Below are 26,631 nucleotides of genomic sequence, written 5' to 3'. Positions count from 1 at the left end.
CGAGTCGCCATGAGCACCTCTTTCACGCCGCCTTCCAGTTCGTTAAGATTCGCGCGAAAGGTGTCGTCCGCACCGTTGTCGGCTGCGCACGAGACCGACGCTGCGCGTTTGCTCGTGCGGGAGGATCTCGAGGCGTTGCGCGTGCGAGAAGAGAATTTGCGCGCCTACGAAGCGAGGCTTCGGGAGTGGCAGGCGCGGCTGGAAGCGGGGCCGCGCGGGGCGGTCACGCCGACGCGGGCGCCGTTTGCAGCGGCCGATGTGCCAGGCGAGGCGGCGGCATTGCGCGCGGGCTGGGAAAAGCTGCATCGCGCGCGGGAGCTTCTGGAAGCGGAGAGCGCCGCGCTGCGCGACGATCGCCAGGCGATGCAGGAGCACGAGGCAGCGCTTCAAGCGCGGGAAGCGGCGCTGGCGGAGCGTGAGGCGCGGCTGGAGGGACAGGAAAAAGCGGTGGAGACGGGGGCCGTTTGCGTCGCGTCAGCGGCGGGTGGGCGGAGTGTGGCGGCTTCGGTGCGCTCGCCGTTTCAACGGGCGCGCGCGGCGTGGCGCGGGGCGAAATAAGCGGAGACGGAATTCGCGGAGCGGGGCGCGCTTACGGATTTGCCGCCGGCGCGGGGGCCTGAAAGACTGGCGGCATGTTTCCCCAACATGTGATCGCGCGGAAGCGCGATGGGCACGCGCTGACGCGCGACGAGATCAACGCTTTCGTGCGCGGTGCGACCGATGGTTCGTGGGCGGATTATCAGCTCAGTGCGTTGTTGATGGCGATTTTCCTGCGCGGGATGACACCGGAGGAAACCGCGCATTACACGGATGCCATGATGCGTTCCGGCACGGTCGCGGATCTCACCGCGGTCCGCGGAGTGAAAGTGGACAAGCACTCGACCGGCGGCGTGGGCGACAAAGTTTCCATTCCACTCGCGCCCATGGTCGTCGCGTGCGGGGTGCCGGTGCCGATGATCAGCGGGCGCGGCCTCGGGCACTCGGGCGGGACGCTCGACAAGCTGGAATCGATCCCGGGTTTCCGGACGGATCTATCGCTCGACGCTTACTGCGCGCAGGTGGCGAAGCTCGGCTGTGCTTTGATCGGCCAGACCAAGGATCTGGCGCCGGCCGACAAGAAGCTTTACGCGCTGCGGGACGTGACCGCCACGGTGGAATGCATTCCGCTGATTTGCGGTTCCATCCTCTCAAAGAAACTCGCCGAGGGCATCGACGCGCTCGTGCTCGATGTGAAGTTCGGGCGGGGTGCGTTCATGAAAACGAAGGCGGAGGCGCGGCGGCTGGCGGAATCGTTGGTGAGCGTGGGCCGGGCGGGCGGAAAAAACGTGCGCGCCCTCCTGACCGCGATGGAACAGCCGCTGGGGCATGCGGTGGGCAACGCGTTGGAAGTCGCCGAGTCGATCGCCTGCCTGCGGGGCGAGGGGCCGGCGGATTTGATGGAGGTGACGTTCGCGCTCGGTGAGCAGATGTTGGTGCTGGGCGGGGTGGCGCGGACGGAAGCGGAAGCGCGCGGGAAGCTGGAAGGGGTGATTGCGAGCGGCGCGGCGCTGGCGAAGTTTCGCGAGATTGTGGCGGCGCAGGGCGGCGAGGCGGGCGCAATCGATGATCCGTCGCGGCTGCCACAGGCAAGGTTGCAGCGGGCGATCGCCGCGGCGGGCGACGGTTATGTGCAGGAAGTAGACGCGATGGGCGTCGCGCTGGCGGCGCTTCGTCTCGGTGCAGGCCGGGCCAAGGCGGACGATCGGGTGGATCCGGCGGTGGGGGTGAGCGCGTTGGCGAAGATCGGCGAACGGGTGAGCGCGGGCGCGCCCTTGTGTATCGTCCACGCGAACGACGAGCAGGCGCTGAGCGAGGTATCGGCCATGCTCACACGCGCGATCGTCATCGGCGAGGCGAAGGTCGCGGCGCCGAAATTGATCGAAGAGTTGATTCGCTGATGGGCGATTCGGCCCCGAGAGGCCGAGCGGTCAGCACGCGCTGGCAAGGTCGCGGCCTGACGGAAACGCGGCCTTCGGTCCGCGTTTTGCGGCTGCGCTAAGGCCACTGCGCAACGTGGTCGAAGCCCGAGCGGAGTTGGGTTTCCCGGCGAGGACGTGAGGCGGGCGCGCTGGCTGTTGCCGGGGGCGCGCGGTTACGCGTTCTCCATCGCGGTCAGCTTCGTGGCGGCTTCTTCCCACGTCGATGTGGCGGCGGAGATTTGGTCGACGAGGGCGCTGAGTTCGAGGTTGAGATGGTGAAACTTGCCTTTGTCGGCATAGGTCGCCGGATCTTCCAACTCCGCGGTGAGGTCGGCCTGGCGGGTTTCCAACGTGACCACGGCTTTTTCCAACTGGCCGACGTGTTCGCGAAATTTGCGAATTTCGCCGGCGGAAAATTTCGGGCTGGCGGCGGCAGCGGTGGACTTCGCCTCGGCCGGGGAAGCGGCTTTTTTGTCCTGTTTCGGGCGCGCGTCGGTGAAGCCGGCGGTGAGCGCGGCGCGGGCATCGCTCGCTTTCGATTTCTCGAGGTAGTAATCGTAATCGCCCGCGTAGGCGGTGAGCCGGCCGCTGTGCACGTGGAGCACGTTGAGTGCGAGCGCGCGGATGAAATGCACGTCGTGGCTGATGAAGATGAGCGTGCCTTCGTAGTTTTTGAGGGCGTTGATCAGTGCATCGATCGACTGGATGTCGAGGTGGGTCGTCGGCTCGTCCATGAGCAGCAGGTTGGGCGGCTTGACGAGGAGGCGGGCGAGGGCGAGGCGGGATTTTTCGCCGCCGGAGAGGACGCCGATGGGTTTATGGACGTCGTCTTTGCGGAAGAGAAAGGCGCCGAGGATGGCGCGCGCCTGCTGCTCGGTGAGCTGGTTTTCGTTCGTGCGCAGCTCCATCACGTTTTCGAAAACGGTGAGGTCGGGCTTGAGGTTATCGAGGCGGTTTTGCGCGAAGTAGCCGGGGACGACATTGCTGCCGAGCTCGCGGGTGCCTCCTTGGATATCGAGCACGCCGGCGAGGATTTTGAGGAGCGTGGATTTGCCGGCGCCGTTGGGGCCGACGAGCACGATGCGCTGGCCGCGTTCGGCGGTGAAGTTGAGGTCGCGATACACGACGTGGTCGCCGTAGGCCTGCTGGACGTGTTCGAGGTCGATGACTTTGAGGCCGGAGCGCGGCGGCTGGGGAAACTTGAAGTTGATGCGCTTCAGTTCCTCCATCGGTTCTTCGACGGCGACGTCCTGGAGGCGCTCGATCTGTTTCTCTTTGGACTTGGCGCGCGAGGCCATGGAGGCCTTGGCCCCGAAGCGGTCGACGAATTTCTGAAGATGGGCGATTTCGCGCTGCTGGTTTTTGAAGAGGGCGGCCTGCTGCGCCTTGCGCTCCTCTTTTTCGTTGAGGAAGGAATCGTAGTTGCCGTGGTAATAATGCAGGCGTTGCGCGCGCAGTTCGAGCATGCCGGTGCAGAGGGCGTTGAGAAAGGCGCGATCGTGGGAGATGACGACGAGGCCGCCGGGATAACGCGTGAGGTAGTCTTGAAACCAGAGGAGCGCTTCGAGATCGAGATGGTTGGTCGGTTCGTCGAGGAGCAGAAGCGCGGGCTCGGCGACGAGAAGGCGGGCGAGATGCGCGCGCATGACCCAGCCGCCGGAGAAGGTCTTGGCGACCTTGTCGGCATCGCCTTCCTTGAAACCGAGGCCGGCGAGAATTTTGCGGGCGCGCGGTTCGAGGGTATAGTCGATGTCCCAATCGTCTTCGTCGGGTTCGAGTTTTTTGCCGCTGGTGGCGATGTGGAGAATAGTCTCTTCGCCGGCGGGCGCGCTTTCCTGCGGGAGGAAACCGAAGTCGGCGCCGCGTTCCCATTCGATCGTGCCGGTGTCGGGCCGCTCCTCGCCGAGGATGAGGTTGAAGAGCGTGGATTTCCCGGCGCCATTGGCGCCCACGAGGCCGAGACGGTCGGTGCGGGCAATGAAAAGCGAGACCTCCGCGAAGAGCTCGCGGGTGCCGTAGGACTTGGAAACGTCGGCGATTGTCAGCATCGAAACCGCCCAACAGACCGGGCTAAGGCGGATTCGTCAACGTCGGCGTGAGATTCAGCGGCGGTCCGGGTATTTCCGACGTTGAGCAAAAAGGATGGCGCGAGGTGTCGGCGACGCGTGGCAGCCAGGCGGTTTACCCGGGGCGCGAGCGAGCGGTCAACGCGCGGCGGTGAGCGCGATGCAACCGGCCACGGCGAGGACGCCGCCGAAAATCGCGCGGCGTGGGGGTCGGTCGCCCTCGAAAAAATAGGCGATGGGGATGGCGAGGAGCGGGGCGGTGGCGGCGATGGGGAGGACGAGGCCGCTCGGCGCGGTCGCCAGCGCCCACTGATAGCACCCGACGCCGAGCACGGGACCGACGAAGCCGTTGATCAAAATCCAAAGTCGCGCGGCGGGAAAGGTGTAACCCAATAGATTAGAACGGGCCTGCGGTGCGGGTGCGGCGGGAAGGCGGTGGAGGAGGCGGAGGACGACGAACCAAAGGGCGACGAAAGCGAGGCCGGCGAGGATGCGGTAGTAAGCGGCGGTGAGGCCGAAACTGGCGGCGTGGGCGGCTTCGCCGGCGGCGTCGGCAACGGTCACGCCTTTGCGGCTGACGAGGGCGCCGAGGCCTTGGCCAGCCGCGGCGAGAAGGCCGAAGAGAAAACCTAGCGGGCGGATTTTCACGCGAGGCGGGTGGCGTTTACTGGGGGTGAGGGCGATGGCGACGCTCGCGAGGATGAGGAGCCCCCAGAACATTTGCGTGACGGTGAGGCGGGTGCCGAGCCACCACCATTCGCCGAGGGCGGCGATCGGCGCGGCGAGGCACTGGGTCATGAGCACGGTGAGACGCGACCCGAGGAGGGGCAGCGCGCCGTAAACGCCGAGGTCGCCCAGGCCCATGCCGATGACGCCGCTCAGAAAAAACCACGGCACGCTCGCGCTGGCGAAACCGCGACCGAGCGTGTGGGCGAAGAGGCCGAGGACGACCGCCGCGACGACGAGCCGGCCGAGGTTGGCGCGCAGCGCGCCGCTCGCCCGCACGCTGTGGGTGGCGCAGGTGGCGTTGAGCGCAAAGAAGAACGCGGCGAGGAAGGCGGCGAACATCGAGACGGCGACGGGAAGGCAGCCGGGCGCAGGACGCGAAGGTTTTTTGTGGCGAAACGCGGGAGCGCCCCTCTAGTTCTCCCGCCCATGAAAGCCAAGAAAGCCAAAGTGAAACCGGAAGCCGTGAATGCCGCCCTTGCCGCCAAGAAGGGGCCGGTGTCGCAATTCGTAGCCCACAACTACCGGCACTTTAACGCGGCCGCGTTGATGGATGCGGCGAAAGGCTACGAGGCGCATCTGAAGGCGGGCGGGAAAATGCTCGTGACGATCGCCGGGGCGATGTCGACGGCCGAGTTGGGCATCTCGCTCGCGGAGATGATCCGGCAGGACAAGATCCATGCGATCGTCTGCACGGGCGCGAATCTCGAGGAGGATATTTTCAACCTGGTCGCGCACGATTATTACGAGCGCGTGCCGCATTACCGTCACCTCACCTCGGAAGACGAGCAGGCGTTGCTGGAGCGGCACATGAACCGCGTGACGGATACGTGCATACCCGAGATGGAAGCGATGCGCCGGATCGAGGCGGCGGTGTTGGAGGAGTGGGTGGCCGCGGACAAGGCGGGCGAGCGGTATTTCCCGCACGAGTTCATGTATAAGGTGCTGCGTTCGGGAAAGCTCAAGAAGAGCTACCAGATCGATCCGAAGCACTCGTGGATGCTGGCGGCGTGCGAGAAAAACCTGCCGATCATCGTGCCGGGTTGGGAAGACGCGACGCTGGGCAACATGTTTGCCGGCCACGTGATCAGCGGCGACGTGAAGAACGTGCACACGGTGCGCACCGGCATCGAATACATGATGTGGCTGGCGGAATGGTATACGAAGACGGCGAAGACGCTGCGCAACGGCGAAGGCTCGATCGGATTTTTCCAGATCGGCGGCGGCATCGCGGGTGATTTTCCGATCTGCGTGGTGCCGATGCTCCACCAGGATTTGCAGCGCACGAATGTGCCGCTGTGGGGCTATTTCTGCCAGATCAGCGATTCGACGACGAGCTACGGCAGCTACTCGGGCGCGGTGCCCAACGAGAAGATCACGTGGGGCAAACTTGGCTCGAAGACGCCGAAATATATTGTCGAGAGCGATGCGACGATCGTCGCGCCGCTGGTGTTTGCGTGGGTGCTGGGGCAGTAACGTGCAGAACCGCGCGGCCGGGCGTGCCGGAGGCGGGGACGCGCGAACGTGGGCCGGCGACAGCACGCCGGTCCACATGAGCGGCAGGTGAAAAGACACCTTTACACAACGCACTTGCAGTGGACGGGCAATGACGGGGCGGGCACAGCAGATTACCGCAGTTACCGCCGGGACCATGTCGTCGGTGGAGCGGGCAAGTCGCCGATTGCGGCGTCGAGCGATCCTGCGTTTCGCGGCGATCCGGCGCGGCACAATCCTGAGGAGATGCTGGTGGGGAGTCTTTCGAGCTGCCACATGCTCTGGTATCTGCACCTGTGTGCGGTCGGCGGGATCGTGGTCACGCACTACTGCGATGACGCGGCCGGCTACATGGACGAAGCGGCGGACGGCGGCGGGGCATTTGTGCAAGTGACCCTGCGGCCCACGGTAACGATCGCGGAAGGGAGCGACGCCGTGCGGGCGCATGCGTTGCACGAGGAGGCGCATCGATTCTGTTTCATAGCGCGTTCGGTCAATTTCCCCGTGGAAATAGAGCCGACGATCAAAGTGACGCGGTCGGAGGGAGAGTGAAACGGGCGGTGCGGTGGCGGACAGCGGACGGGCTGCGCTGCGGTGACGGCCGCGGCGGAGCTTTGAGGAGGGCGCGGCGCAGACGCCGCTTTTCTTTTGCGGCGTTCGCGGTCTTCTTTACGCCGCCATGGCCAACGCACTCGCGCACGAGAAATCACCTTATTTGCTGCAACACGCGGAGAACCCCGTGGACTGGCAACCGTGGGGCGAGGGCGCGTTTGCGCGGGCGCGCGCGGAGCAGAAACCGATTTTCCTGAGCATCGGTTATTCGACGTGTCACTGGTGCCATGTGATGGCGCATGAGTCGTTCGAAGACGCGGAGATCGCGGGGGTGTTGAACACGCATTTCGTGCCGGTGAAGGTCGATCGCGAGGAGCGGCCGGACGTGGACAAGATTTACATGACTTACGTGCAAGCGGTGACGGGTCACGGCGGCTGGCCGCTGTCGGCGTGGCTCACGCCGGAATTGAAACCGTTTTTCGGCGGCACGTATTTTCCGCGGGAGGATCGTGCAGGGCGGCCGGGGTTTGCGTCGGTCTTGCGAGCGATCGCGCACGGATGGCAGCACGATCGGGAGAAACTCGTCGCCGAAAGCGAGCGGGTGATCGACGCGTTGCGCACGCGCTTGAGTGAAGATCAGACGGGGGCGGCGGCGGAGCGGGAGCTGGCGGACGCGGCGAGCGATGCGTTTGAGAAGGGCTTTCAGTATTTCCACGAGAATTTCGATGGCGCGCGGGGTGGTTTTGGCGGAGCGCCGAAATTTCCACGCGCGGGCAATGTCATGTTTTTGCTGCGCTGCGCAGCGTTGCAGGGGCGGGAGAGCGAAGTCGGGCGGGCGGCGATCGACATGGCGGCGACGACCCTGGGGGCGATGGCGCGCGGCGGGATTCACGATCACGTGGGCGGCGGGTTTCATCGTTATGCGGTGGATGAAGACTGGCAGGTGCCGCACTTCGAAAAAATGCTTTATGACCAGGCGCAGATCGCGCTGAACGCGCTGGAGACCTGGCAGGCGACGGGCGACGAGCGGCACGCGTGGCTGGCGCGGGATATTTTCGATTATGTGAGGCGCGAACTGGCGTCGCGGGAGGGGGCATTCTATTCGGCGGAGGACGCGGATTCGTTGCGCGAGGCGGGTGGCACGGAGCACGCGGAAGGCGCGTTTTATGTGTGGACGGCGGAGGAGTTGCGGCGAGCGCTGGGGGAGGATTATGCACTGGTGGCGGCGCATTTTGGCGTGGAGGAGAAGGGCAACGTGCCGGCGGCGCGCGATCCGCAGGGGGAGTTCGCGGGGCGGAATATTCTCGCGCAGCAGCGCTCTCTCGCGAGGACGGCGACGCAGTTGGGGTTGCCGCTGCAGGCGGCGAGTGACCGGCTCGCAGCGGCGTTGGAGCGGCTGCGGGCGGTGCGAGCGGCGCGACCGCGGCCGCAGCGCGATGACAAGGTGATCGCGGCGTGGAACGGCCTGATGATCGCGGCACTGGCGCGGGCGGCGGTGACGCCGGCAGAATCGTTGCGCGACCAGCGGGCGTTTTATCGCGCGGCGGCGGTGCGGGCGGCGGAATTTCTCAGACGCGAACTGTGGGACGAGGCGCAGGGCGTGCTGTATCGGAGCTGGCGGGGAGCACGCGGCGCGGCGGCGGGTTTTGCGGAGGATTATGCCGCGGTGATTCAGGCGGCGCTGGATTTATACGCGGCGACCTTCGAGGTGCGCTGGCTGGAGTGGGCGGAGCGGCTGCAGACGCGGATGGATGAATTGTTTTGGGATGAGGCGGGCGGCGGGTATTTTAATTCGGCGGCGGGCGCGGCGGATCTCGTGCTGCGTTTGAAGGAGGATTACGACGGTGCGGAGCCGGCGCCGGCGAGCGTGGCGGCGATGAATTTGCTGCGGCTGGCGGGTCTGTTGGAGCGAGAGGATTGGCGCGCGCGCGGGCGGGCGACGATCGAGGCGTTGCGCGGCCAGTGGTCGAAAGCGCCGCACGCGTTGCCGCAGTTGCTGTGCGCGCTGGAACTGGCGTTGGAGCCGCCGCGGCATGTCGTGCTGGCGGGCGAGCCGGGCGCGGCGGATTTCGAGGCGCTGGCCGACGTGGTGCACGGTCAGTTGCGCGCGCAACGATTGGTGGCGGGCGTGACGACGGCGACGCGGGAATGGTGGGGTCGACGCGCGCCGTGGATGGCGGAAATGAAGCCGATCGAAGGGCGGGCGACCGCCTATGTTTGCGAGGCGTTTGCGTGTCAGGCGCCCGTGAGGACCGCAGTGGACTTGGGTAACCTGTTGGCGCGCTAAATCGCAAAGCGCTCGCATTTCCCGCCGCGAGGCCCACGCTCAAAAGCGAATGGAAAGACCGGAGCCTTCCTTAAAGTGCCGCGCCCTGATCGGGTGCGGAAGTGTCGTGGCCGCGCTGGGCGGGATTGGCATGACGGGGTGGTTTCTGGCGGCACCGGTGCTGTTCACGCTGGTGCCGGGCGGCGCGGCGATGGCGTTTAATTCGGGCGTGGCGCTGCTGTTGCTGGGCATCGGGGTGATGGCGCTGGCGAACGAAAAATTGACGCTCGCCCGCGTGCTGGGGGCGATCGTGGGAACGGTGGGCGTGCTGACGGCGGTGCAATTTCCGCTGCACGCGAATCTGGGCATCGACCGGCTTTTGTGGCCGGCGGCCGATCAGGTGGCGGGCATTGTGCGGGGGCGGATGGCGGCGAATTCGGCGGTGGCGTTTGCGTTGCTGGGGGCGTCGTTGGTGCTGGCCACGTGGCCGCAACGGATGGCGCGTTGGGTGGGTGCGATGTCGGCGGGGGTGGTGGCGGCGGCGTTGCTGGCGCTGGTGAGTTATGTGATGGGACTGCCGAGCGCGTTCAGCTGGGGGCATTTTACGGCGATGGCGGTGCCGACGGCATGTGGCGCAGGGTTGGTGAGCACGGCGTTGTTGTTGCGCATTCACGGGCGGGTGGCGGAGCGCGAGCAGTCGGTCATGCGCGCACTGGTCTTTTTCGGGGCGGCGGGAGTCACGGCGACGTTGGTGAGTGCGGCCGCGATCGTGAGTAATCGCGATCAGCAGGAGTCGGTGCGGTGGGCAACGCATGCGGAGCAGGTGATCGCGACGGTTGATCGCGTGGAATTGGGGGCGAGCGATCTGATGACGGTGTGGTCGCGGACGGAAGCCCTGGCGCAGGGGACGGTCTTTGATTCAGCGGCGCGGCAGATGGAAAACGCTGCGCGGCGGACGCGGATGTTGCTGGCCGACGATCCGGCGCAGGCGGAGCAGGGGCAGAAACTGGAGAATTTGGTGAACGCATGGGTGCAGCGGGCGCGAGAACTGAAGGCGGCGGGGCGGGCGGCGGACGCCGACGCGGACCGCAGCACGCTGCAGGCCTTGCGGATGTTGACGGAGGTGATTTCGCGACGGGAGCAGGCGCTGCTCGCGGATCGAAAGGCCTCGGCCGCGCAACTTGCCGTGCAGACGAACCGGCTGCTCGTGCTGGGGAATGCGCTGGGACTGGTGTTTTTCGTCGCCGCGCTGATATGGACGCGGCGGGCGGAGCGCGCGGTGATCGAGACGCGGGATTCGCTGGCCGGAGTGAACCGGCTGCAGCGCGCCGTGCTCGATGGGGCGGGGCCGGCGATTATCGGCACGCATCTGGACGGACGGATTTGTCTCTTTAACGCGGGCGCGGAAAAAATGCTGGGCTACAACGCGACGGAAGTCGTGGAGCGGGAAACGCCCGCACGGTTTCACGAGTTGGAGGAGTTGCGGGCGCGGGCGGCGGAATTGGACGGGATGCCGGGCGCGGTGGCGGAGACGGGCTTCAATGTCTTCGCGATGCTGGCGCGGCGCGATGGGAGCGATGAGCGCGAGTGGGTCTATGTGCGGAAGGACGGGCGCCGTTTGCCGGTGCGGTTGAGCATCACGACACTGCGCGACGGGCGGGGCGCGGTGACGGGTTTTTTGGGGATTGCAGTGAGTTTGGAGGAGGCGAAACGGGCGGAGCGCGCGCTGCGCGAGAGCGAAGAGCGGTTTCGCAGTGCGTTTCAATTTGCAGGCATCGGGATGGCGATCATCGGACTGGACGGGCGGTGGATGCGCGTGAACCACGCGGTGTGCGAAATCGTCGGCTACACGGAGGAGGAATTGGCCGGGAAGACATTTCAAGCGGTCACGCATCCCGACGACCTCGAGGCGGACATCGGTCACGTGCGCGAATTGCTGCGAGGGGAGCGGCGTTCGTATCAGATGGAAAAGCGCTATTTTCACCGCGACGGTCACGTGGTGTGGGTGCGGTTGACTGTGTCGCTGCTGCGCGACGCCGATGGGGCGCCGGTGCATTTCGTGTCGCAATTGGAAGACGTGACCGACCGCAAGCGGCTGGAGCTGGCGTTGCGCGAGAGCGAGGAGCGGACGCGGTTGTTCGCGGAGCACGCGCCGGCGTCGGTGGCGATGTTCGACCGTGAGATGCGTTATCTGGTGGTGAGCCGGCAGTGGCTGGCGGACTACAAACTGACGGGACAAGCGGTGATCGGGCGCTGCCATTACGAGGTGTTTCCACAAATCTCCGCCGAGCGGCGGGCGACTTATGATCGTTGTCTGGCGGGCGCGGTGGAGGTGGCGGACGTGGAAACGCAACTGCGCCCGGAGGGCGGGCAGCAGTGGCTGCGCTGGGAAGCGCGGCCGTGGCGCAATGCGGCGGGAGACATCGGGGGCATCGTGATTTTCACGCAGGACATCACGTTGAGCAAACAGCTCGAACAGAGCCTGGCGCACGCGCGCGACCAGGCGTTGGAAGCCTCGCGGTTGAAATCGGAATTCCTGGCGAACATGAGCCATGAAATCCGGACGCCGATGAACGGCATCATCGGCATGGCGGGGTTGCTCGCGGAGACGCCGCTGGAGGCGGAGCAACGCGAGATGGCGGGCGTGATTTTGCGGAGCGCGGACAGCCTGCTCACGATCATCAACGACATTCTGGATTTCTCCAAGATCGAGGCGGGCAAGATGCGGATCGAGCCGGCGGAATTTGATCTTCGCCAAGTCGTGGAGGAGACGCTGGCGCTCCTGGCGCCGCGGGCGCACGACAAACATGTGGAGCTGGCGTGCGATTTCGACGCGCGGTTGCAGCGCACGTTGCTCGGTGACGCCGGGCGCATCCGGCAGGTCCTCACGAATTTGGTGGGGAACGCGATCAAGTTTACGGAATACGGCGAAGTCGTCGTGAGCGTGGCACAACTGGCGGAGCGCAACGAGCGCACGCGATTCCGGGTGACGGTGCGCGACACGGGCGTGGGCATTCCGCTCGCGGCGCAGGAGCGGTTGTTTCAGCCGTTCACGCAGGCGGACGGCACGACGACGCGGCGCTTTGGCGGGACTGGGCTGGGCCTCGCGATTTCGCGCCAGTTGGTCGAACTGATGGGCGGGGAGATCGGTTTTGAGAGCGAGCCCGCGCGCGGTTCGCGTTTCTGGTTTGAACTGGAAATGCCGCGGCGGGGCGCGGCGGTGGTCTCGCTGCCGCTGTCGATTCCTGCGCATGTCCGGGCACTGGTCGTGGATGACAATTCGACGAACCGCGATATTCTGGCGCGCCAGTTGCGGGGGTTTGGGGTCGAGCCGACGCTTGTGAGCGATGGCGCCGGAGCGCTGGCGGCGTTGCGGAGCGCGGCCGGTCGCGGGGCGGAATTTCACGTGGCCCTCCTCGACTGGCATATGCCGGATGTGGATGGGCTCGCGTTGGCGAAAGAGATCCGGGCTGATCCGCAGATCGCATCGACGATGCTCGTGATGTTGTCGTCGGCGGGGCCGCTGGTAAATCACGAGGAAGTGGCGCGGGTGCAGTTTGCGGCGTTTTTGACGAAGCCGGTGCGGGCAGCGCAATTGCAGCGCTGCCTGTCGCAGGTGTTGGGTCGCGGTGCGGCGATCGCGGAGGGAAAATCCCCGGCGGCGGCGCAACCCGTGCAGGTCGGGCGGGCGTTGCACTTGCTGCTCGCGGAAGACAACGCGACGAATCAGCGGGTCGCGCAGATGTTGATCAAGCGACTGGGGCACACGGTCGATGTGGTGGGCGATGGCGAAAAGGCCGTCGTGCAGCTGGCGGAGCGGCATTACGACGCGGTGTTGATGGATTGCCAGATGCCGACGCTCGACGGTTATGAGGCGACGCGGCGCATTCGGGCTGGGGCAGGCGGGGTGTTGAACCCGCGGGTGCCGATCATCGCGCTGACCGCTTACGCGATGCTCGATGATCGTGCGAAGTGTCTGCACGCGGGGATGGACGACTATTTGAGCAAGCCCGTGCGGCCGGAAGAGTTGACGGAAGCGCTACTGCGAACCGGGGTGCTGGCGCGAAGGCAGGCAAGTAACGGCGAATAAAGAGGACAGCGCGGCGCGGTTGGGGGCGAACTCGCGGACGTGCAAGCCCGGCGCGGCTGCGAACGCGGATTCTTTAGTCGCAACGCTTCCGCGACTTAACGGATGTGCGAGCGATCAGCGGCAGTGGCTTTAAGGAGCGGAGGCGACTGTCGCATTCTGTGTGTTGCCTCTTTCATAAAAACTTTGAGGCTCTTGCTTGGTGAAAATTCTCGCGGTCGAAGATGACAAGGTGGCGGCGACTGTGATGCGCAAGGCGCTGACGCGTCTGGGGCATGACGTGGTGTTGGCGGGCGATGGCGAGGAGGCGTGGTCGGCGCTCGAAGCGGACGCGGTGCGCGTGATTGTCAGCGACTGGACGATGCCGCGCATGGATGGTTTGGAATTGTGCCGGCGGGTGCGCGCGCGGACGCAGCAGCAATACGTGTATTTCATCCTGTTGACGGGGCACGATGCGACCGAGGAAAACCAGCGCACCGCGGCGGAGGCGGGCGTGGACGACTTTTTGACGAAGCCGCTCGATATGACGCAGCTCTGGACGCGTCTGCGCGTGGCCGAGCGGATTCTGCGTTACACGACGCAGGTGCGGCAACTGGAGGAACTCCTGCCGATCTGCGCCTACTGCAAAAAAATCCGAGACGATCAAAATTACTGGCAGCAGATGGAGAGCTACATAAACGAGCGCACCGGAAGCGATTTCAGCCACTCGATTTGTCCCGATTGTTATCAACGCGTGATCGTGCCGGAGATGGAAAAGCTGAAAGGGGGCGGATCGTGAACGAGCGCGTGCTGAGGCTCGAAGAAAAGGTGGCGTATCTGGAGCGGCACCAGACGGAGCAGGATAAAGCGATGCTGGAATTAACCGAGCTGGTGGAGCGGCTCCGCGCCGAACTCAAGGTGACGCGTGAGCGCGTGGCGAACCAAGGCGAGGCGGGCGAAGGCGAGCAGGCCGACGAACGTCCGCCGCATTATTGACGCGAGCGGCGGCCCGGCGGCCGGGCGTGATCAAGTGCGCCATCTCGTCCCATTTCCCCGTTGACCGTGAGAGGCCCGGAGTGAGGATTGGCGGCATGGTGCCGAGCGTCCTGATTGTTGACGACGAGAAGCATACCCGCGACGGGTTGCGACAGGCGTTGGAGGACAACTACGATGTTTCGCTGGGCGCCAATGCGGACGAGGCGTTCAACCTGATGGAATCGCAGCCGTTCGACGTGATTTTGACGGATCTGCGGATGCCGGGGAAATCGGGACTGAAGGTAATCGACAAGGCCCTCGCGCTGCCCAACCGGCCGGCGGTGCTGATGATGACGGCGTACGGCAATATCGAGACGGCGGTGGAGGCGATGAAGCGTGGGGCGGTGGATTTTCTGACGAAGCCGGTGAACATCGAGCGGCTCGAAGTGTTGATCCAGCGGGCGCTCAAGACGAAGACCCTCGAGGTGGAGGTGAAGCAGTTGCACGAGCGGCTCGATGAGAAATTTCAGTTCGAAGGCATCATCGGGCACTCGCCGAAATTGCAGGAGGTGATCGATCGCGTGAAGCTCGTGGCGCCCTCGCGGGCCACGATTCTGATCGAAGGCGAATCGGGCACGGGCAAGGAACTCATCGCGCAGGCGATTCACCAGGCGAGTCCGCGGGCGCGCGCGCCGTTCGTGGCGGTGCACTGCGCGGCGCTCTCGGAAAATCTGCTGGAGAGCGAAATCTTCGGGCATGAGCGCGGTTCTTTCACCGGCGCGACGGAGCGGCGGATCGGGCGGTTCGAGGCGGCGGACAGCGGGACTTTGTTTCTCGACGAGATCGGCGAAATCAGTGCGTCCACGCAGGTGAAGCTGCTGCGGTTTTTCGAGACGAGGACGATTGAGCGCGTCGGGGGGAGCAAACCGCTGGAGCTCGACGTGCGCCTCGTGGCGGCGACGAATCGCAATTTGGAACAGATGGTGCGCGACGGAAAATTTCGCGAGGATCTGTTTTTCCGGATGAACGTGGTGCGCATTTCGATGCCCCCGCTGCGTGAGCGGCCGGAGGACATCCCGCTGCTGCTGAATCATTATCTCCGGGAGTTCAGCGAGGAGAACAAGCAGCCGCTGCTGACGGTGGAAGCGGGCGCGATGCGCACGCTGCAAAACTATCCGTGGCCGGGCAATGTGCGCGAGTTGCGGAATTTCTGCGAAAACGCGGTGGTGCTGCGGCGAGGCGGGTCGTTGAGCGAGTTCGATTTGGAACCGCGATTTCGCACGACGGCGAACGGGGGGGCCGGAGGTGGCGGCGCGGAGAACGCGGGAGGCGGGGCACCGAATTTGCCCGCGCCGGCGGCGAATCCGCTCTCAGTGGAGGAAAACGAGAAGCGCCTCGTGCGGGAAGCGTTGCTCAAAGCGCGGGGCAATCGCACGAAGGCGGCGAAGCTCATGGGCATCAGCCGGCGCACGTTGCACCGCAAGATTGCGCAGTGGCCGGAGCTGGACGTGCTCGATCGATGAGGCGCGGCTTATGGCGCGGGATGCTGGGCGCGGCGGCGTTCGTGGCTGCTACTTCGCTGGCGATCGCGGCGCCAGTGGTGCGGATCGTGGCGTCGGATCTGCTCGGCGAAAAATGGGCGACGGCGATGCAACGGGAATTGGCGGGAACGGGGCAGGCGGTCAGCGTGGAGTTGACGGGGAGCTATCGCGGTGGGCAGGAGCTGCAGGACGGCAAGGCGCAGATCGGCCTGCTGATGTTTTCGCCGACTGAAAAACTGCCCGAAGCGCCGTTTTTCGCGACGCCGATCGCGTTTGAGGTGGTCGTGGTGGAGGTGCCGCGCGACTTGCCACTGGCGGAGCTGACGTTGGAGCAACTGGCGGGGATTTTCGGTGCGGATCGCCAGAAAAACATGCAGCGGTGGGGTGATCTGGGCGTGGTGGGACCGTGGCAGACGCGGCCGATCGCGCCCCATGTGCTCGCGCCCGAGGGGGCGTTGACGGGGCCGATTTTCCGTCAGCAGGTGCTCGGCCGGCGCGCGATGGCGGCCACGGTGGGCGTGCAGGAAGACTGGGCGGCATTGCGCGCGAGGGTGCCGGCAGACGCGGGGATCGTGGTCCTCACGGCAGCGCCGGTGGAAGCAGCGGCGGGATTGAAAGCGCTTTCGATCGCGCGGGACCCGGCGGCGGGGGCTTTTGCGCTGACGGCGGAAAACGTTTATCGAGGTGATTATCCGTTGCGCTGGCCGGTTTATCTGGTGCTGCGCCGGGATGCGGCGAGGCCGCTATTGCCGGTGGTGCGGGAATTATTGAGCGCGGACGCGGCGGAGCGGTGGCGCGAGGCGGGCCGTGTGCCGTTGCCGGAATCGGTGCGGGCAGGCGTGGCTTACCAACTCGAAGTGCTCGAAAAATAGCAGTTGACGGTCGGCGGCGAGGCTCTACTTCTACGCCCCTCATACGCGGGCGTAGCTCAGTTGGTAGAGCACCACCTTGCCAAGGTGGACGTCGAGAGTTCGAGTCTCTTCGCCCGCTCCATTTCAGATCAGCGCCTCGGGTTGTCCCGAGGCGCTTTTTCGTGCTCGCACGTGCCAGTTTGCGTGAAGAGCGGGAAACGGCCGGTGGGACCAAGCGAGGCCAAAAGAGGAAAAATTTCTTCTGCGAGTGTGCGCGGGGGTGTGCGTTTTTGGCCTGACTCTCGCGGCAGATTCGTGTGCCTCAGGGGCGTGTCTCGTGCAATTCCGGCCGCTCGTGTGACCGCGCCTCGTTCCTCTGCCAACTCCGCCTTAAAGCGTGGCATCAGCGGGGTGGGGCGGGAGCTGAAGGCGTTTGCGGGGCTCGGCGACGCGACGTTCCTTTGGCCGCGATGGTTCGTGTTGCGGGCGATCGGGTTGGTTTACGTGCTCGTTTTCAGCGGCGTCATCGTGGAGCGGGAGGCGTTGATCGGACCGCAAGGCATCGCGCCGTTGGGCGAATTTTTTTCGTTCGTGAAGGAATTGCACGCCGGTGCGGCGGCGGATCTGCTGCACGCGCCGAGTCTGTTCTGGCTGAACGCAAGTCCGACGATGGTGACGCTGCTGGCGTGGGGCGGACTCGTTGCGGCGGTGGCGTTGGTGCTCAATTTGTGGCCGCGGATGGCGCTGTTTGCGTGCTGGCTGTTGCTGCTGTCGTTTGTGGCGACGTGGCAGATTTTTTCGGGCACGCAGGTGGATCAATTGATGCTCGAGGCGGCGTTGCTGTGCATTCCGTTCGCGCCGGCGGGATATCGACCGGGCCTCGGAGAGGCGTCACCGCCGCGGCCGATCACGGTGTTCATGGTGCGGTGGTTTTTGTTTCGTGTGATGTTCGAGTCGGGGTTGGTGAAAGTCTTCGTGGGCGATCCGCATTGGCGGGATTTTTCGGCGCTGGATGTGCTTTATGAGACCAGTCCGTTTCCGACGATCATCGGCTATTTCGATCACCACTTGCCGCACGCCCAGCATGTGATTGAGACGGGGCTGACATGGCTGGCGGAAATCGTGGCGCCGCTGGTCGCGATTTTCGGTGGACGCCGCGGGCGGTGGTTTGCGTTCGTGGCGTGGGTGGGATTTCAGGCGGGCATCCAGCTCACGAATAATTTCGGCTGGCTCAACACGGCGGCGGCGGCGTTCGGTCTTGTGCTGCTGGATGACCAGATGCTCGCGTCGGCCGCGGGTTGGATGCGTTGGTCGCGGTTGCAGCATTGGATCGCGACGCGCGCGGCGCTGGCGCAGCCCGTCCGGCCGCTGCCGCGGTGGCGACGCTACGGCCTGCGTGCGGCGTTGTGGACGCACTTTTATGTGACGATTTATGTGTTCGCACTCTACCTGGGACTGCCGGAAACGACGCGGCCCTTTTCGCTGCTCGCGCCGTTGAAAACGCTGTTCGCGGATTTTCACAGTGCGAATCCGTATACGCTTTACGCGGGCTTGTTGCCGGAGCGGCACGCCGTGGAGTTTGAAGGTTCCAACGACAATGGCCGGACGTGGCGGGTGTATCCGTTTCGCTACCAGCCGCAGCGGCCGGATCGCATGAGCGGTTTCATCGCGCCGTGGTATCCGCGGTTCGAGGCGACGCTGCAGGTCGAGGCGACGGGCGACAAGCTCTCGCCGGTCTTTGGCGTGGTGGCGCGGCGCTTGTTGGAGGGCAGTCCGGCGGTGCTGGCGCGTTTCGCGAGCAATCCGTTTCCCGATCATCCGCCGACGATGATGCGCCTGCCGGTTTATCGCCTGCGGTTCACCGATTGGGCCACCTACCGAGCGACCGGCAACTATTGGCGGAAGGACTACCTCGGCGATTATCAACCGATGTTGTATGTCGACGACGAAGGGCAGGTGACGGTGGCGGCGTCGATTCTGGACGAAGTGCGCGTGATGGCGGAGCGCGGCAATGCCGCGGCGGCGCAACGGCTCGGGTTGATGTATGCCGACGGCAACGGCACGGCGAAGAACAGTCGTGCGGCGGCGAAGTGGTTGCAGCTGGCGGCGGAGCACGGCGAAACGGAGGCGCGGACGCGGCTGGGGATGATGTATACGTATGGCGACGGGGTGGCCAAAAACAGCGTGGTCGCGGCGCAGTGGTTTCGGCTGGCGGCGGAGCAGGGCGATCCGGTGGCGGAGTTTTTCCTTGGGCTGAGCTTTGCCGCGGGAGCGGGTGTGCCGCGCGACGACGCGGCTGCGGCGGCGTGGTATCGCCAGGCGGCGGAGCAGGGCCACGCCCTCGCGCAATACAATCTCGGGCTGATGTATCTCCAAGGGCAGGGTCTGACGGCGGATCCTGCGGAAGCGTATGTGTGGTTTGAAGTCGCGGCATTGTCGGGCAACCAGGAAGGCGCGCGCGGGCGCGACGTCGCGGCGCGCGCGTTGAACGCGGAGCAGCAAGCGGCGGCGGAAAAACACGCGCAGGCGATCGTGGCGAAGTTAAAGGCGGCGGCCGTGAGTCCGGTGAAATGAGGGCGCGGTGCGCGAGCTTGCGGGGACGCGGGCGGGGCGTCACGGTCGCGCGCATCAAGCGGAAATCCGCCGGTCATTTTGCGTCATGAAAGCTGCCGAATTGTTCGATCTGCCCGAGTCGTTGAGGGTGTTTGCCGCGTATTTTCCGGCGGAGGCGGCGCCATGGGCGTGGGTGAAGGAGATCGGCCGGGCGCTCGCGGCGCAGGCGTTTGAGGGGACCCTGCCACCGCGTCCGCCGGGCGTGCAGGTGGACGGATTGGTTTATCTGCATCCGACGGTGAAGCTGCCGGCGCATGCGACGATCATCGGTCCGACGTGGATTGGCGCCGGCACGGAAATCCGGCCGGGGGCGTTTATCCGCGGCAACGTGATCGTGGGCGAACGCTGCGTGCTGGGCAACGCGTGCGAGTTCAAAAATTGCCTGCTGCTCGATCGCGTGCAGGTGCCGCATTTCAGCTACGTCGGCGATTCGGTGCTGGGCAATGGCGCGCATCTCGGCGCCGGCGTGATCTGCTCCAATCTGCGGCTCGACCAGCAGAACGTGACGGTCGATCTGCCCGAGGGGCGCGTGGACAGCGGGCGGCGAAAATTGGGCGCGTTGATCGGCGACGGCGCGGAAGTCGGGTGCAACGCGGTGCTCAATCCCGGGACAATTCTCGGGCGGCGGGCGTTGGTGATGCCGTTGACTTCGTTCAGCGGCACGCTGCCGGCGGCGACGCTCGTGCGCAACCGGCCGGCGTTGCAAATGCTGGCGCGGCGGGACTGAGCGACGGAGCGGCGAGCGGAGCGTTTTCGCCTTTCTCTTTCCGCGGGTTCTGCGGAGAGTGACGGTCGGAAACGTTTAAGAGAAAAGTAAGATCAACATGCGCATCCTCACTGGCATCACGCCCTCGGGCACCTTGCATATCGGCAACTATTTCGGCGCGATGCGACCGGCGATCGAACTGCAGGATCGCGGCGAGGCGTTTTACTTCATCGCGGATTATCACTCGATGACGGCCCTGACCGATCCGGTGCGCCGGCGGCAGTTCACGCTGGAAATCGCCCTCGACTGGCTGGCGTGCGGGCTCGATCCGCAGAAGGCGGTGTTTTGGAAGCAGAGCGATCTGCCGGAGGTGTGCGAACTCACGTGGCTGATCGGCTCGCTGACGCCGATGGGACTCTTGGAACGCGCGCACAGTTACAAAGACAAGACGGCGAAGGGCATTTCGCCGAACTTCGGTTTGTTCGCTTATCCCGTGCTCATGGCCGCCGACATTCTGCTCTACGACACAAACCTCGTGCCGGTTGGGAAAGATCAGAAGCAGCACGTGGAAATGACGCGCGACATCGCCATCAAGTTCAACCAGACCTACGGCGAAACGTTCGTGGTGCCGGAGGAGGAAATCCGCGGCGAAGTGGCCGTGGTGCCGGGGCTCGATGGCCAGAAGATGAGCAAGAGCTACGGCAACACGGTGGAGATTTTCGGCGACGAGAAAGCCCTGCGGAAAAAAATCATGGGCATCGTGATGGATTCGCGCACACCGGCGGAACCGAAGCCGGACGCAGAGAAAAATCTCGCGATCCAACTTTTGAAGCTCGTGGCGCCGGCTGACGCGGCGGCGGACTTTGAGAATCGCCTGCGCGCAGGCGGTCTTGGTTATGGCGATTTGAAGAAGGCGCTCTTCGAGCACTACTGGAATTACTTTGCGCCGTATCGCGTGAAGCGCGCGGAGCTCGCGGCCAATCTGGATTACGTGGAAAGTGTGTTGCGCGACGGTGCGCAGCGGGCGCGCGCGACGGCGAGCGGGGTGCTCCAGCGCGCGCGCAAGGCGTGCGGCATCGAGTGAGCGAGACGGTCGCGAAGCGTCGTTAGACGACAACCGGCGGCGGCAGATTCAGGCGCGCAATCGCGGCCATGATGCGTTCGCTGGCGCGTTGATAACGTTCTTTGCCGTCAGCCGGATCGTCGTAATCGGCGGGCGAAAGCGGTGTTCCGAACACGATGGAGATCGGGCGGCCGAGGCGCAGGCCGCTCTGGCGGCCAAACGCTTCGAACGAGCCGAAAATGCGCGCGGGCACCACGGGGACTTGCGAACGGCAGACAATGAAGCCGACGCCAGCCTTCGGGGGCTGCAAATTACCGTCGGGCGAGCGCGTGCCTTCGGGAAAAAGAATCAGGCCTTTGTTTTCCTTCAACGTGCGCAGCACGCGTTTCAACGCGCTGATGTCCTGACCGCCATCGCGATCGACGGGAATCGTGCCCACGGTGTCGAGCCACCACGAGGCGATGCCGGGTTTCCAAAGGGTTTTGCGCGCGAAAAAGCAGAGTTGCCGGGGGACCGCGGAGCCGAGCACAGGCGGGTCGATGTAGCTCGCGTGATTGGAGGCGATCAGAAATGCGCCGGTCGCGGGCAGGTTTTCCTGGCCGACGATTTCGCCGCGAAACGCCAGGCTGTAAATGACCGTGCTCAGATAGTGGAAGAAGCCGTAAACCGGCTCCATCTCGACTTGGCGGAACACGCGGCTCATGCGGGGAGTTTCGTGGCGATGGCGGCGGCCATGCGGTCGACAACTTCGGCCAAGGTGAGGTGGGTCGTATCGATCGACGTGGCGCCCGCCGGGCAGGTGAGCGGCGAGGCTTTGCGCGAGGAGTCGAGGCGGTCGCGTTCGGCGATCGAATCCTGCTGGCCTTCCTGCGCACGGCGGCGGGCGCGCTCGACCTGGTCGGCGTGAAGAAAGAAACGGAAATCGGCGTCGGGAAAAATCACGGAGCCGATGTCGCGCCCCTCCATCACCAGCCCGCGAAAGCCGTGCGCGCGGGCGACGTCGGCCTGGCTGCGTTGATAGGTGAGGAGCGCGGCGCGGAGTTCGGGGATCGCGGCGAAGTGGGAGACGTGGTCGTTGACTTCGCGGCTGCGAATTTCGTCGCCCGCGGCGCGATCGCCGAGCGTCATGACGGCGGAGCGGCCGTCGACGCGGGTGCCGAGGGCGAGGCGGGCGAGCGCGGCGTGCACGGCGGCGGGGTCGTCTGCGCGGACGTTTTGCCGCAGCATTTCCGCGGTGACCGCGCGGTAATAGGAGCCGGTGTCGACGTGGAGCAGGTTGAAACGCTCGCTCAGCGTGCGCGAGGAGGAGGACTTGCCGGACGCGGCGCCGCCATCGATCGCGACGATGAGAAAGGGGGTGCTGGTCATCACGCGGACAAGGATTTTTTGCGCAACTCCGCCAGCAACTCAAAAAAGTGCGGGAAAGTTTTCGTGCAGCAGGCCGGGTCGCGCACGGTGAGCCACGGGCGGCCGCTGCGGTGGAGGTCGTGGCAGCCCAGAATCCCGAAGCTCATGGCGAAACGGTGGTCGCCGTAGGTCTCGATCGTGGTGTCCGTGCGCAGTGGGCGCGGGTGAATTTCGAGAGCGTCGTCGGATTCGATCACGTGCTGGCCGAGGCGCGTGAGCTCGCGGGCCATGCCGGCGACGCGGTCGGTTTCCTGTTTGCGGGTGTGGGCGATGCCGCTGATGCGCGTCGGCCCGCCGAGGAGCGGCGCGATGGCGGCGAGGGTGAGGAAGGTGTCGGAGATTTCGTGAAAGTCTTCGTCGAGCGTCGCACCGGGCGGACGCGCGCGCACACGTGTGAGCACGCCGGCAAACGCGGAGTCACCCTGCAGGCCTTCGCCGGGCGGGCGCAGCCCGGGAAACGTGAGTTCGCCGCCGACGACAAGCGGGAGCGCTTGGAAATAACTCGCGGCGGAAGCGTCGGGCTCGATGGCGTAGTCGCCGGACGATACGTAGCGGGCGGGCGAAAGGGCGAAACGCGTTTTCTCGTGGGGAGATATTTTTACGCCGAACTCCGCCATGAGGCGAAACGTCATCTCGACAAACGTCCAGCGCACGCGACCGGGGAGTGTGACGTCGACGGGGCCGCGCGCGAGCGGCGCGACCATCAGGAGCGCGGAGAGGAGCTGGCTGCTTTCGCTCGCATCGACGGCGACGGAGCCGCCGCGGAGGCCGGCGGCGTGGATTTCGAGCGGGAAAAAACCTTCTTCGCCGGGGCAACGGATGTCGGCGCCGAGGGCGCGCAGGGCGTCGAGCAGCGGTTTCATCGGCCGTTTGCGCATCTGCGGGACGCCGTCGAGACGATAGACACCGCGGGGCGCGGCGGCGCAAAGCGCGGTGAGAAAGCGGGCGGCGGTGCCGGCGAGGCCGACGAAGAGATCGACGGGCGCGGTGGACTGAAACGCGTTTTCCTGGCCGGCGACGCGGGCGGTGCCGGCGTCGGCATTCGTTTCCACGGTGAAGCCGAGCTGGCGGAGGGCCGCGGCCATGAGCGTGGTGTCTTCGCTGAAGAGCGCGCCCGTGAGCGTGACGGGTTGGTCGCACAACGCGGCGAGGAGGAGCGCGCGATTGGTGAGGCTCTTCGAACCGGGCAGCGTCACGGCGCCTTGCACCGGGCGGGTGAAGGGTTGAATCGGCAGAAGGTCGGGGAAAGTCATGAGCAGGAGGACAGAGTGACGGCTCGCGGCGGCGGCGCAACGCGCGGCGGTTGCGTCAGGGCAGGGGCCGGAATTGTTCGCGGAACGTTTTGCCGCGTTCGAGGCGCGCAGTGAGTTCGAGGTAATCGCGGTTGGCGAGCGCGGCGGAAAAGCCCTGCAGCTCGTCTTGGAACGCGCGGAGCGCGCGGAGGATTTCGTCGCGGTTTTGCTCGAGGATGGCGCGCCACATCGCGGGGTCGCTGGCGGCGATGCGGGTGGTGTCGCGCAATCCGCCGCCGGCAAAGTTGCGCCAGCCTGGTTGGCGCGCGGCGAGGAAAGTGCAGAGCGTGGTGGCGAGCACCTGCGGGAGGTGGCTGATGTGCGCGACGATCTCGTCGTGGGCATCGGGGGCGACCGTCACGACTTCGCTGCCGAGCTCGCGCCAGAAGCGGGCGACGCGTTCGGCGGCGGCGGGATCGGTGTCGGGCCGCGGTGTGACAAAGCACACGCGGTGCGCGAAAAGATCGGGCGAGGCGTTTTCCCAGCCGGTGTGGGCGGAGCCGGCCATGGGATGCGAGCCGACGAAGTGCGCGCGGCCGGAGAGCGCGGCGTGGCCGAGGCGGGAGATTTCGGCTTTCACACTGCCGACGTCGGTGACGAGGGCGCCGGGCGCGACATGGTCGGCGATCTCCGCCGTCAGGGGCGCGATGCGATCGACGGGTGGAGCGAGGACGATGAGGTCGGCGTCGCGCACGGCGGCGGCGGGGGAGTCGGCGGTGGCGTCGCACCACGGCTGACCGCGCAACGCGAGGCGCACCTCAGGGCGGCGGGCCCAGATCACGATTTGTTTCGCGAGGCCGCGGGCGCGGGCGGCTTGAGCGACGGAGCCGCCGAGCAAACCGGGTGCGAGAATGGAAATCTGGCGAAACACGCTTCTGTGCAAAAGCCAAAGCGGGAAGACTGTCGAGAGGGGATCGCGAGTTGCGTTCGAAGACGTTTGGGCTCAATCCCGACGCGCCTCATGTCTTACGAAGACGCTCATCATCCCGTGCGCTGGAAGCGATGGATTCTGGGCGCGCTGGGAGTGGCGGCGCTGGGGGCGCTGTATTATTTTTTGGCGACACTCGGGCCGAACATCGCGGCGCCGGGGAATGCCACGCCGGCGGTCACGACGTTGAACGCCGGGCAATACAAGGTCTCGGGCGACATCGCCGCGTTGGAGCGGGCAGCGGAAGCGCCGGGACAGACAGCGGCGGAGCAGGTGGCAACGCTCGAGACGGCCATCGAGAAACAGCGGGCGTTGAATGCGGCGGTGGCGCAGGTCGGCCGCGATCAGCAGGAGCGGTTGGAGCGTTTGGAGCGCGCGCGGGCGTCGCTGGCGATGGCGGCGAAAGGCGCGGAGCTGGAGGCGTTGTTGAACGAAGCAGAGGCGGAGGGAACGGCGGGCCATGCGGGTCGCGCGCTGGCGAAGTATCGGGCGGCGCTCGCGCTGCAGCACGCGATCAACCTTAGCCCGGCGGATGCGCGGTTGAAGGATTTCGCGCGGGAGTTGCAACTCACGCAACGCGTGGAGCGCGGCGATCTGGCGCCGCTCGCGGCGGCGGTGCGCGAGGCGGAGGAACGCATCGCAGCGGCGACGGACGCGGGCGATTGGGATGCGCTCGTGCAGGCGTTGAAGGACGCGCGGGAGGCGCAGTTGACGATCAACCAGAAATTCGCGCGCTCGGCGGACGCGAATATCGGGGCGATCGATCGCTACGATGCGGAACTGGCGCGCTACGCGGCGCGGGCGCAGCGGACGGAGAGCGACAAGCGCGAACGCGGGGCGGATGCGGCGATGGAGGCGCGGCGGTGGCTGGATGCCACGGCGTGGTATGCGATGGCGCAAAGCGTGCAGCGCGAACTCAACGAGCGGTTTCCGCAGAGCCGGTTTGCGTCGGCGGAAAGGGTTGAGGCGCTGGAGGTGAAGCGGCAGACGGCGGAATCGGCGGCACCGCTCGACGAAGTGGTCGCGCTTGATCGCGAAGCCGCGGCGTTTTTGCGCAAGCGGCAGATTCTGGCGGCGGAGGACGATGTGGCGAAGGCGGCGGCGCAAGTGGCGGCGGTGGCGGCGAAGTGGCCGAAGAGCACGCGGCTGACGCCGGGATTGAAGTTGAAGCTGGAATTTTTGCTGCATGCGCAAGGGCGGTTGAGCGCGTGGCAGGACGGGATTTATGCGCAGTTGCTGCCGTTGCCGGGCAACGAACGCGGGTTGATTCTGCGCGGGCCGGTTGATCAACGGCTGTATGGGGCGGTGATGACCGACAATCCCAGTCGCACGCGCGGAGATGCGCAGCCGGTGGAATCCGTCACGTGGGCGGAGGCGCAGGAGTTTTGCCAGCGGACGGGCTGGCTGCTGGGCGCCGTGGTGCGTTTACCCACGGCGCACGAGTTGGAGGCGGCAGTGGCGAGCGGTGCGGCAGATGCGCAACTCTACGCGCGACGCGGCAGCGTGGCGGAATGGTTGCAGGCCGAATCCGCCGCGCCGGAGGCGCCGGTGAGCCCGCTGGCCGGCCGCGCCGGTGAGCCGGCGGGAAGGTCGGCGGCAACGACGACGGTGGACAAGAAGTCGCGCGCCGCGGACCGGGGCTTTCGCGTGGTGGTCGAATGGCCGCGCGAGTGAGCGCGGCGGCGGCAGTCAGCGCGGGCGGCTTTTCCCGCCGCCGAGCCGGACGAGGTGGGAGAATTCGGCGGGTTTCAACGGCACGACGGAAAGGCGGCTGAGGCGCAGCAACGCGATGTCGACGAGCGCATCGTCGGCTTTGATTTGCGCGAGCGTGACGGGTTTCGGGAGCGGTTGCAGTGGCTTCAAGCCGACGGCGACCCAGGCGGGTTCGTCGGCGGTGGGATCGGGGAAGGCGGTCTTCGTGACCTCGGCGAGGCCAACGACGGCTTTGGTGGTGACGCTCTCGTAGAAGAGAACGTGGTCGCCCGCGCGCATGGCCTGGAGATTATTGCGGGCGGCGTAATTGCGGACGCCGGTCCAGTCGGCGCGACCATCGCGGACGAAATCAGTCCACGAATAGGAAGCGGGTTCGGACTTCACCAACCAGTATTGATTTGTCATCGGGCGGGA

The 26,631-nt window shown here is 65.7% G+C and carries 21 protein-coding genes and 1 tRNA gene; 15 read left to right on the top strand and 7 right to left on the bottom strand.

Translation table 11 applies throughout. The features are described from left to right. The first annotated feature begins 9 nt into the window (after positions 1-9). Together K0B96_RS12930 and K0B96_RS12925 are read left to right on the top strand one after the other, a co-directional pair. Positions 10-558, top strand: coding sequence for a hypothetical protein (locus tag K0B96_RS12930; protein ID WP_220161303.1), 549 nt, complete (start codon positions 10-12; stop codon positions 556-558). Between the two features lie 74 nt (positions 559-632). After that, a complete protein-coding gene (locus K0B96_RS12925; protein ID WP_220161302.1) occupies positions 633-1,937 on the top strand; it encodes a thymidine phosphorylase in 1,305 nt (434 codons plus the stop codon). 194 nt (positions 1,938-2,131) lie between these two features. Here the strand turns inward: K0B96_RS12925 and K0B96_RS12920 are convergent, their stop codons facing one another. Beyond that, entirely contained in the window at positions 2,132-4,006 is a 1,875-nt protein-coding gene (locus K0B96_RS12920; protein ID WP_220161301.1) for an ABC-F family ATP-binding cassette domain-containing protein, read from the bottom strand. Positions 4,007-4,162: 156 nt separating this feature from the next. Continuing rightward, entirely contained in the window at positions 4,163-5,092 is a 930-nt protein-coding gene (locus K0B96_RS12915; protein ID WP_220161300.1) for a DMT family transporter, read from the bottom strand. Between the two features lie 87 nt (positions 5,093-5,179). Between K0B96_RS12915 and K0B96_RS12910 the strand changes: the two genes are divergently transcribed. The 12 genes from K0B96_RS12910 (at position 5,180) to trpS (ending at position 20,898) form a co-directional block, all read left to right on the top strand. Further along, complete coding sequence (locus K0B96_RS12910; protein ID WP_220161299.1) at positions 5,180-6,226, top strand: deoxyhypusine synthase family protein; 1,047 nt, start codon at positions 5,180-5,182, stop codon at positions 6,224-6,226. 87 nt (positions 6,227-6,313) lie between these two features. Beyond that, on the top strand, positions 6,314-6,796 hold the full coding sequence (locus K0B96_RS12905; protein WP_220161298.1) for an OsmC family protein: 483 nt from the start codon (positions 6,314-6,316) through the stop codon (positions 6,794-6,796). Positions 6,797-6,923: 127 nt separating this feature from the next. Continuing rightward, a complete protein-coding gene (locus K0B96_RS12900) occupies positions 6,924-9,083 on the top strand; it encodes a thioredoxin domain-containing protein (protein WP_220161297.1) in 2,160 nt (719 codons plus the stop codon). Between the two features lie 106 nt (positions 9,084-9,189). Then, positions 9,190-13,152, top strand: coding sequence for a PAS domain S-box protein (locus K0B96_RS12895; RefSeq protein ID WP_220161296.1), 3,963 nt, complete (start codon positions 9,190-9,192; stop codon positions 13,150-13,152). A gap of 199 nt (positions 13,153-13,351) precedes the next feature. Continuing rightward, entirely contained in the window at positions 13,352-13,927 is a 576-nt protein-coding gene (locus K0B96_RS12890; protein ID WP_255558663.1) for a response regulator, read from the top strand. Further along, the gene (locus K0B96_RS12885; RefSeq protein ID WP_255558662.1) at positions 13,924-14,124 is read left to right on the top strand and encodes a SlyX family protein; all 201 of its coding nucleotides are present in this window, start codon (positions 13,924-13,926) and stop codon (positions 14,122-14,124) included. Before K0B96_RS12890 ends, K0B96_RS12885 begins: the two co-directional genes overlap by 4 nt. Before the next feature lie 95 nt (positions 14,125-14,219). Beyond that, positions 14,220-15,626 (top strand): sigma-54-dependent transcriptional regulator, encoded by a 1,407-nt coding sequence (locus tag K0B96_RS12880; protein ID WP_220161295.1) that lies wholly within the window; start codon positions 14,220-14,222, stop codon positions 15,624-15,626. Positions 15,627-15,667: 41 nt separating this feature from the next. Beyond that, positions 15,668-16,516, top strand: coding sequence for a PstS family phosphate ABC transporter substrate-binding protein (locus K0B96_RS12875; protein ID WP_220161294.1), 849 nt, complete (start codon positions 15,668-15,670; stop codon positions 16,514-16,516). A gap of 45 nt (positions 16,517-16,561) precedes the next feature. Beyond that, positions 16,562-16,637: transfer RNA gene (locus K0B96_RS12870), tRNA-Gly, on the top strand. A gap of 215 nt (positions 16,638-16,852) precedes the next feature. Further along, on the top strand, positions 16,853-19,069 hold the full coding sequence (locus K0B96_RS12865) for a lipase maturation factor family protein (RefSeq protein ID WP_220161293.1): 2,217 nt from the start codon (positions 16,853-16,855) through the stop codon (positions 19,067-19,069). A gap of 85 nt (positions 19,070-19,154) precedes the next feature. Further along, positions 19,155-19,835, top strand: a complete 681-nt coding sequence (locus K0B96_RS12860) for an acyltransferase (protein WP_220161292.1) — start codon at positions 19,155-19,157, stop codon at positions 19,833-19,835. Between the two features lie 97 nt (positions 19,836-19,932). Then, positions 19,933-20,898: a tryptophan--tRNA ligase gene (trpS, locus tag K0B96_RS12855; protein WP_220161291.1), complete on the top strand. Its 966-nt coding sequence runs from the start codon at positions 19,933-19,935 to the stop codon at positions 20,896-20,898. Between the two features lie 22 nt (positions 20,899-20,920). On the opposite strand, the gene K0B96_RS12850 is transcribed toward trpS, so the two are convergent. From K0B96_RS12850 to K0B96_RS12835, 4 genes are read right to left on the bottom strand one after another with little or no spacing between them, the layout of a single operon-like run. Next, the gene (locus K0B96_RS12850; protein ID WP_255558661.1) at positions 20,921-21,580 is read right to left on the bottom strand and encodes a lysophospholipid acyltransferase family protein; all 660 of its coding nucleotides are present in this window, start codon (positions 21,578-21,580) and stop codon (positions 20,921-20,923) included. After that, positions 21,577-22,245: a (d)CMP kinase gene (gene cmk / locus K0B96_RS12845; protein ID WP_220161290.1), complete on the bottom strand. Its 669-nt coding sequence runs from the start codon at positions 22,243-22,245 to the stop codon at positions 21,577-21,579. Before cmk ends, K0B96_RS12850 begins: the two co-directional genes overlap by 4 nt. Beyond that, positions 22,245-23,537: a 3-phosphoshikimate 1-carboxyvinyltransferase gene (aroA, locus tag K0B96_RS12840; protein WP_220161289.1), complete on the bottom strand. Its 1,293-nt coding sequence runs from the start codon at positions 23,535-23,537 to the stop codon at positions 22,245-22,247. The genes cmk and aroA overlap by 1 nt, the downstream gene beginning before the upstream one ends. A 55-nt stretch (positions 23,538-23,592) precedes the next feature. Beyond that, positions 23,593-24,447 (bottom strand): prephenate dehydrogenase, encoded by an 855-nt coding sequence (locus K0B96_RS12835; RefSeq protein ID WP_220161288.1) that lies wholly within the window; start codon positions 24,445-24,447, stop codon positions 23,593-23,595. Positions 24,448-24,537: 90 nt separating this feature from the next. On the opposite strand from K0B96_RS12835, the gene K0B96_RS12830 reads away from it, so the two are divergent. Beyond that, positions 24,538-26,178 carry an SUMF1/EgtB/PvdO family nonheme iron enzyme gene (locus K0B96_RS12830; RefSeq protein ID WP_220161287.1) on the top strand — a complete coding sequence of 547 codons (1,641 nt, stop codon included), beginning with the start codon at positions 24,538-24,540 and terminating at the stop codon, positions 26,176-26,178. A 15-nt stretch (positions 26,179-26,193) separates the two neighbouring features. Here the strand turns inward: K0B96_RS12830 and K0B96_RS12825 are convergent, their stop codons facing one another. Further along, the gene (locus K0B96_RS12825; RefSeq protein WP_220161286.1) at positions 26,194-26,622 is read right to left on the bottom strand and encodes an EVE domain-containing protein; all 429 of its coding nucleotides are present in this window, start codon (positions 26,620-26,622) and stop codon (positions 26,194-26,196) included. Positions 26,623-26,631: the final 9 nt, after the last annotated feature.

Source organism: Horticoccus luteus (genome assembly GCF_019464535.1).
Classification (GTDB): domain Bacteria; phylum Verrucomicrobiota; class Verrucomicrobiia; order Opitutales; family Opitutaceae; genus Horticoccus; species Horticoccus luteus.
Note: the sequence above shows the minus strand (reverse complement) of the source record. Positions and strands in the feature narration are given on the sequence as shown.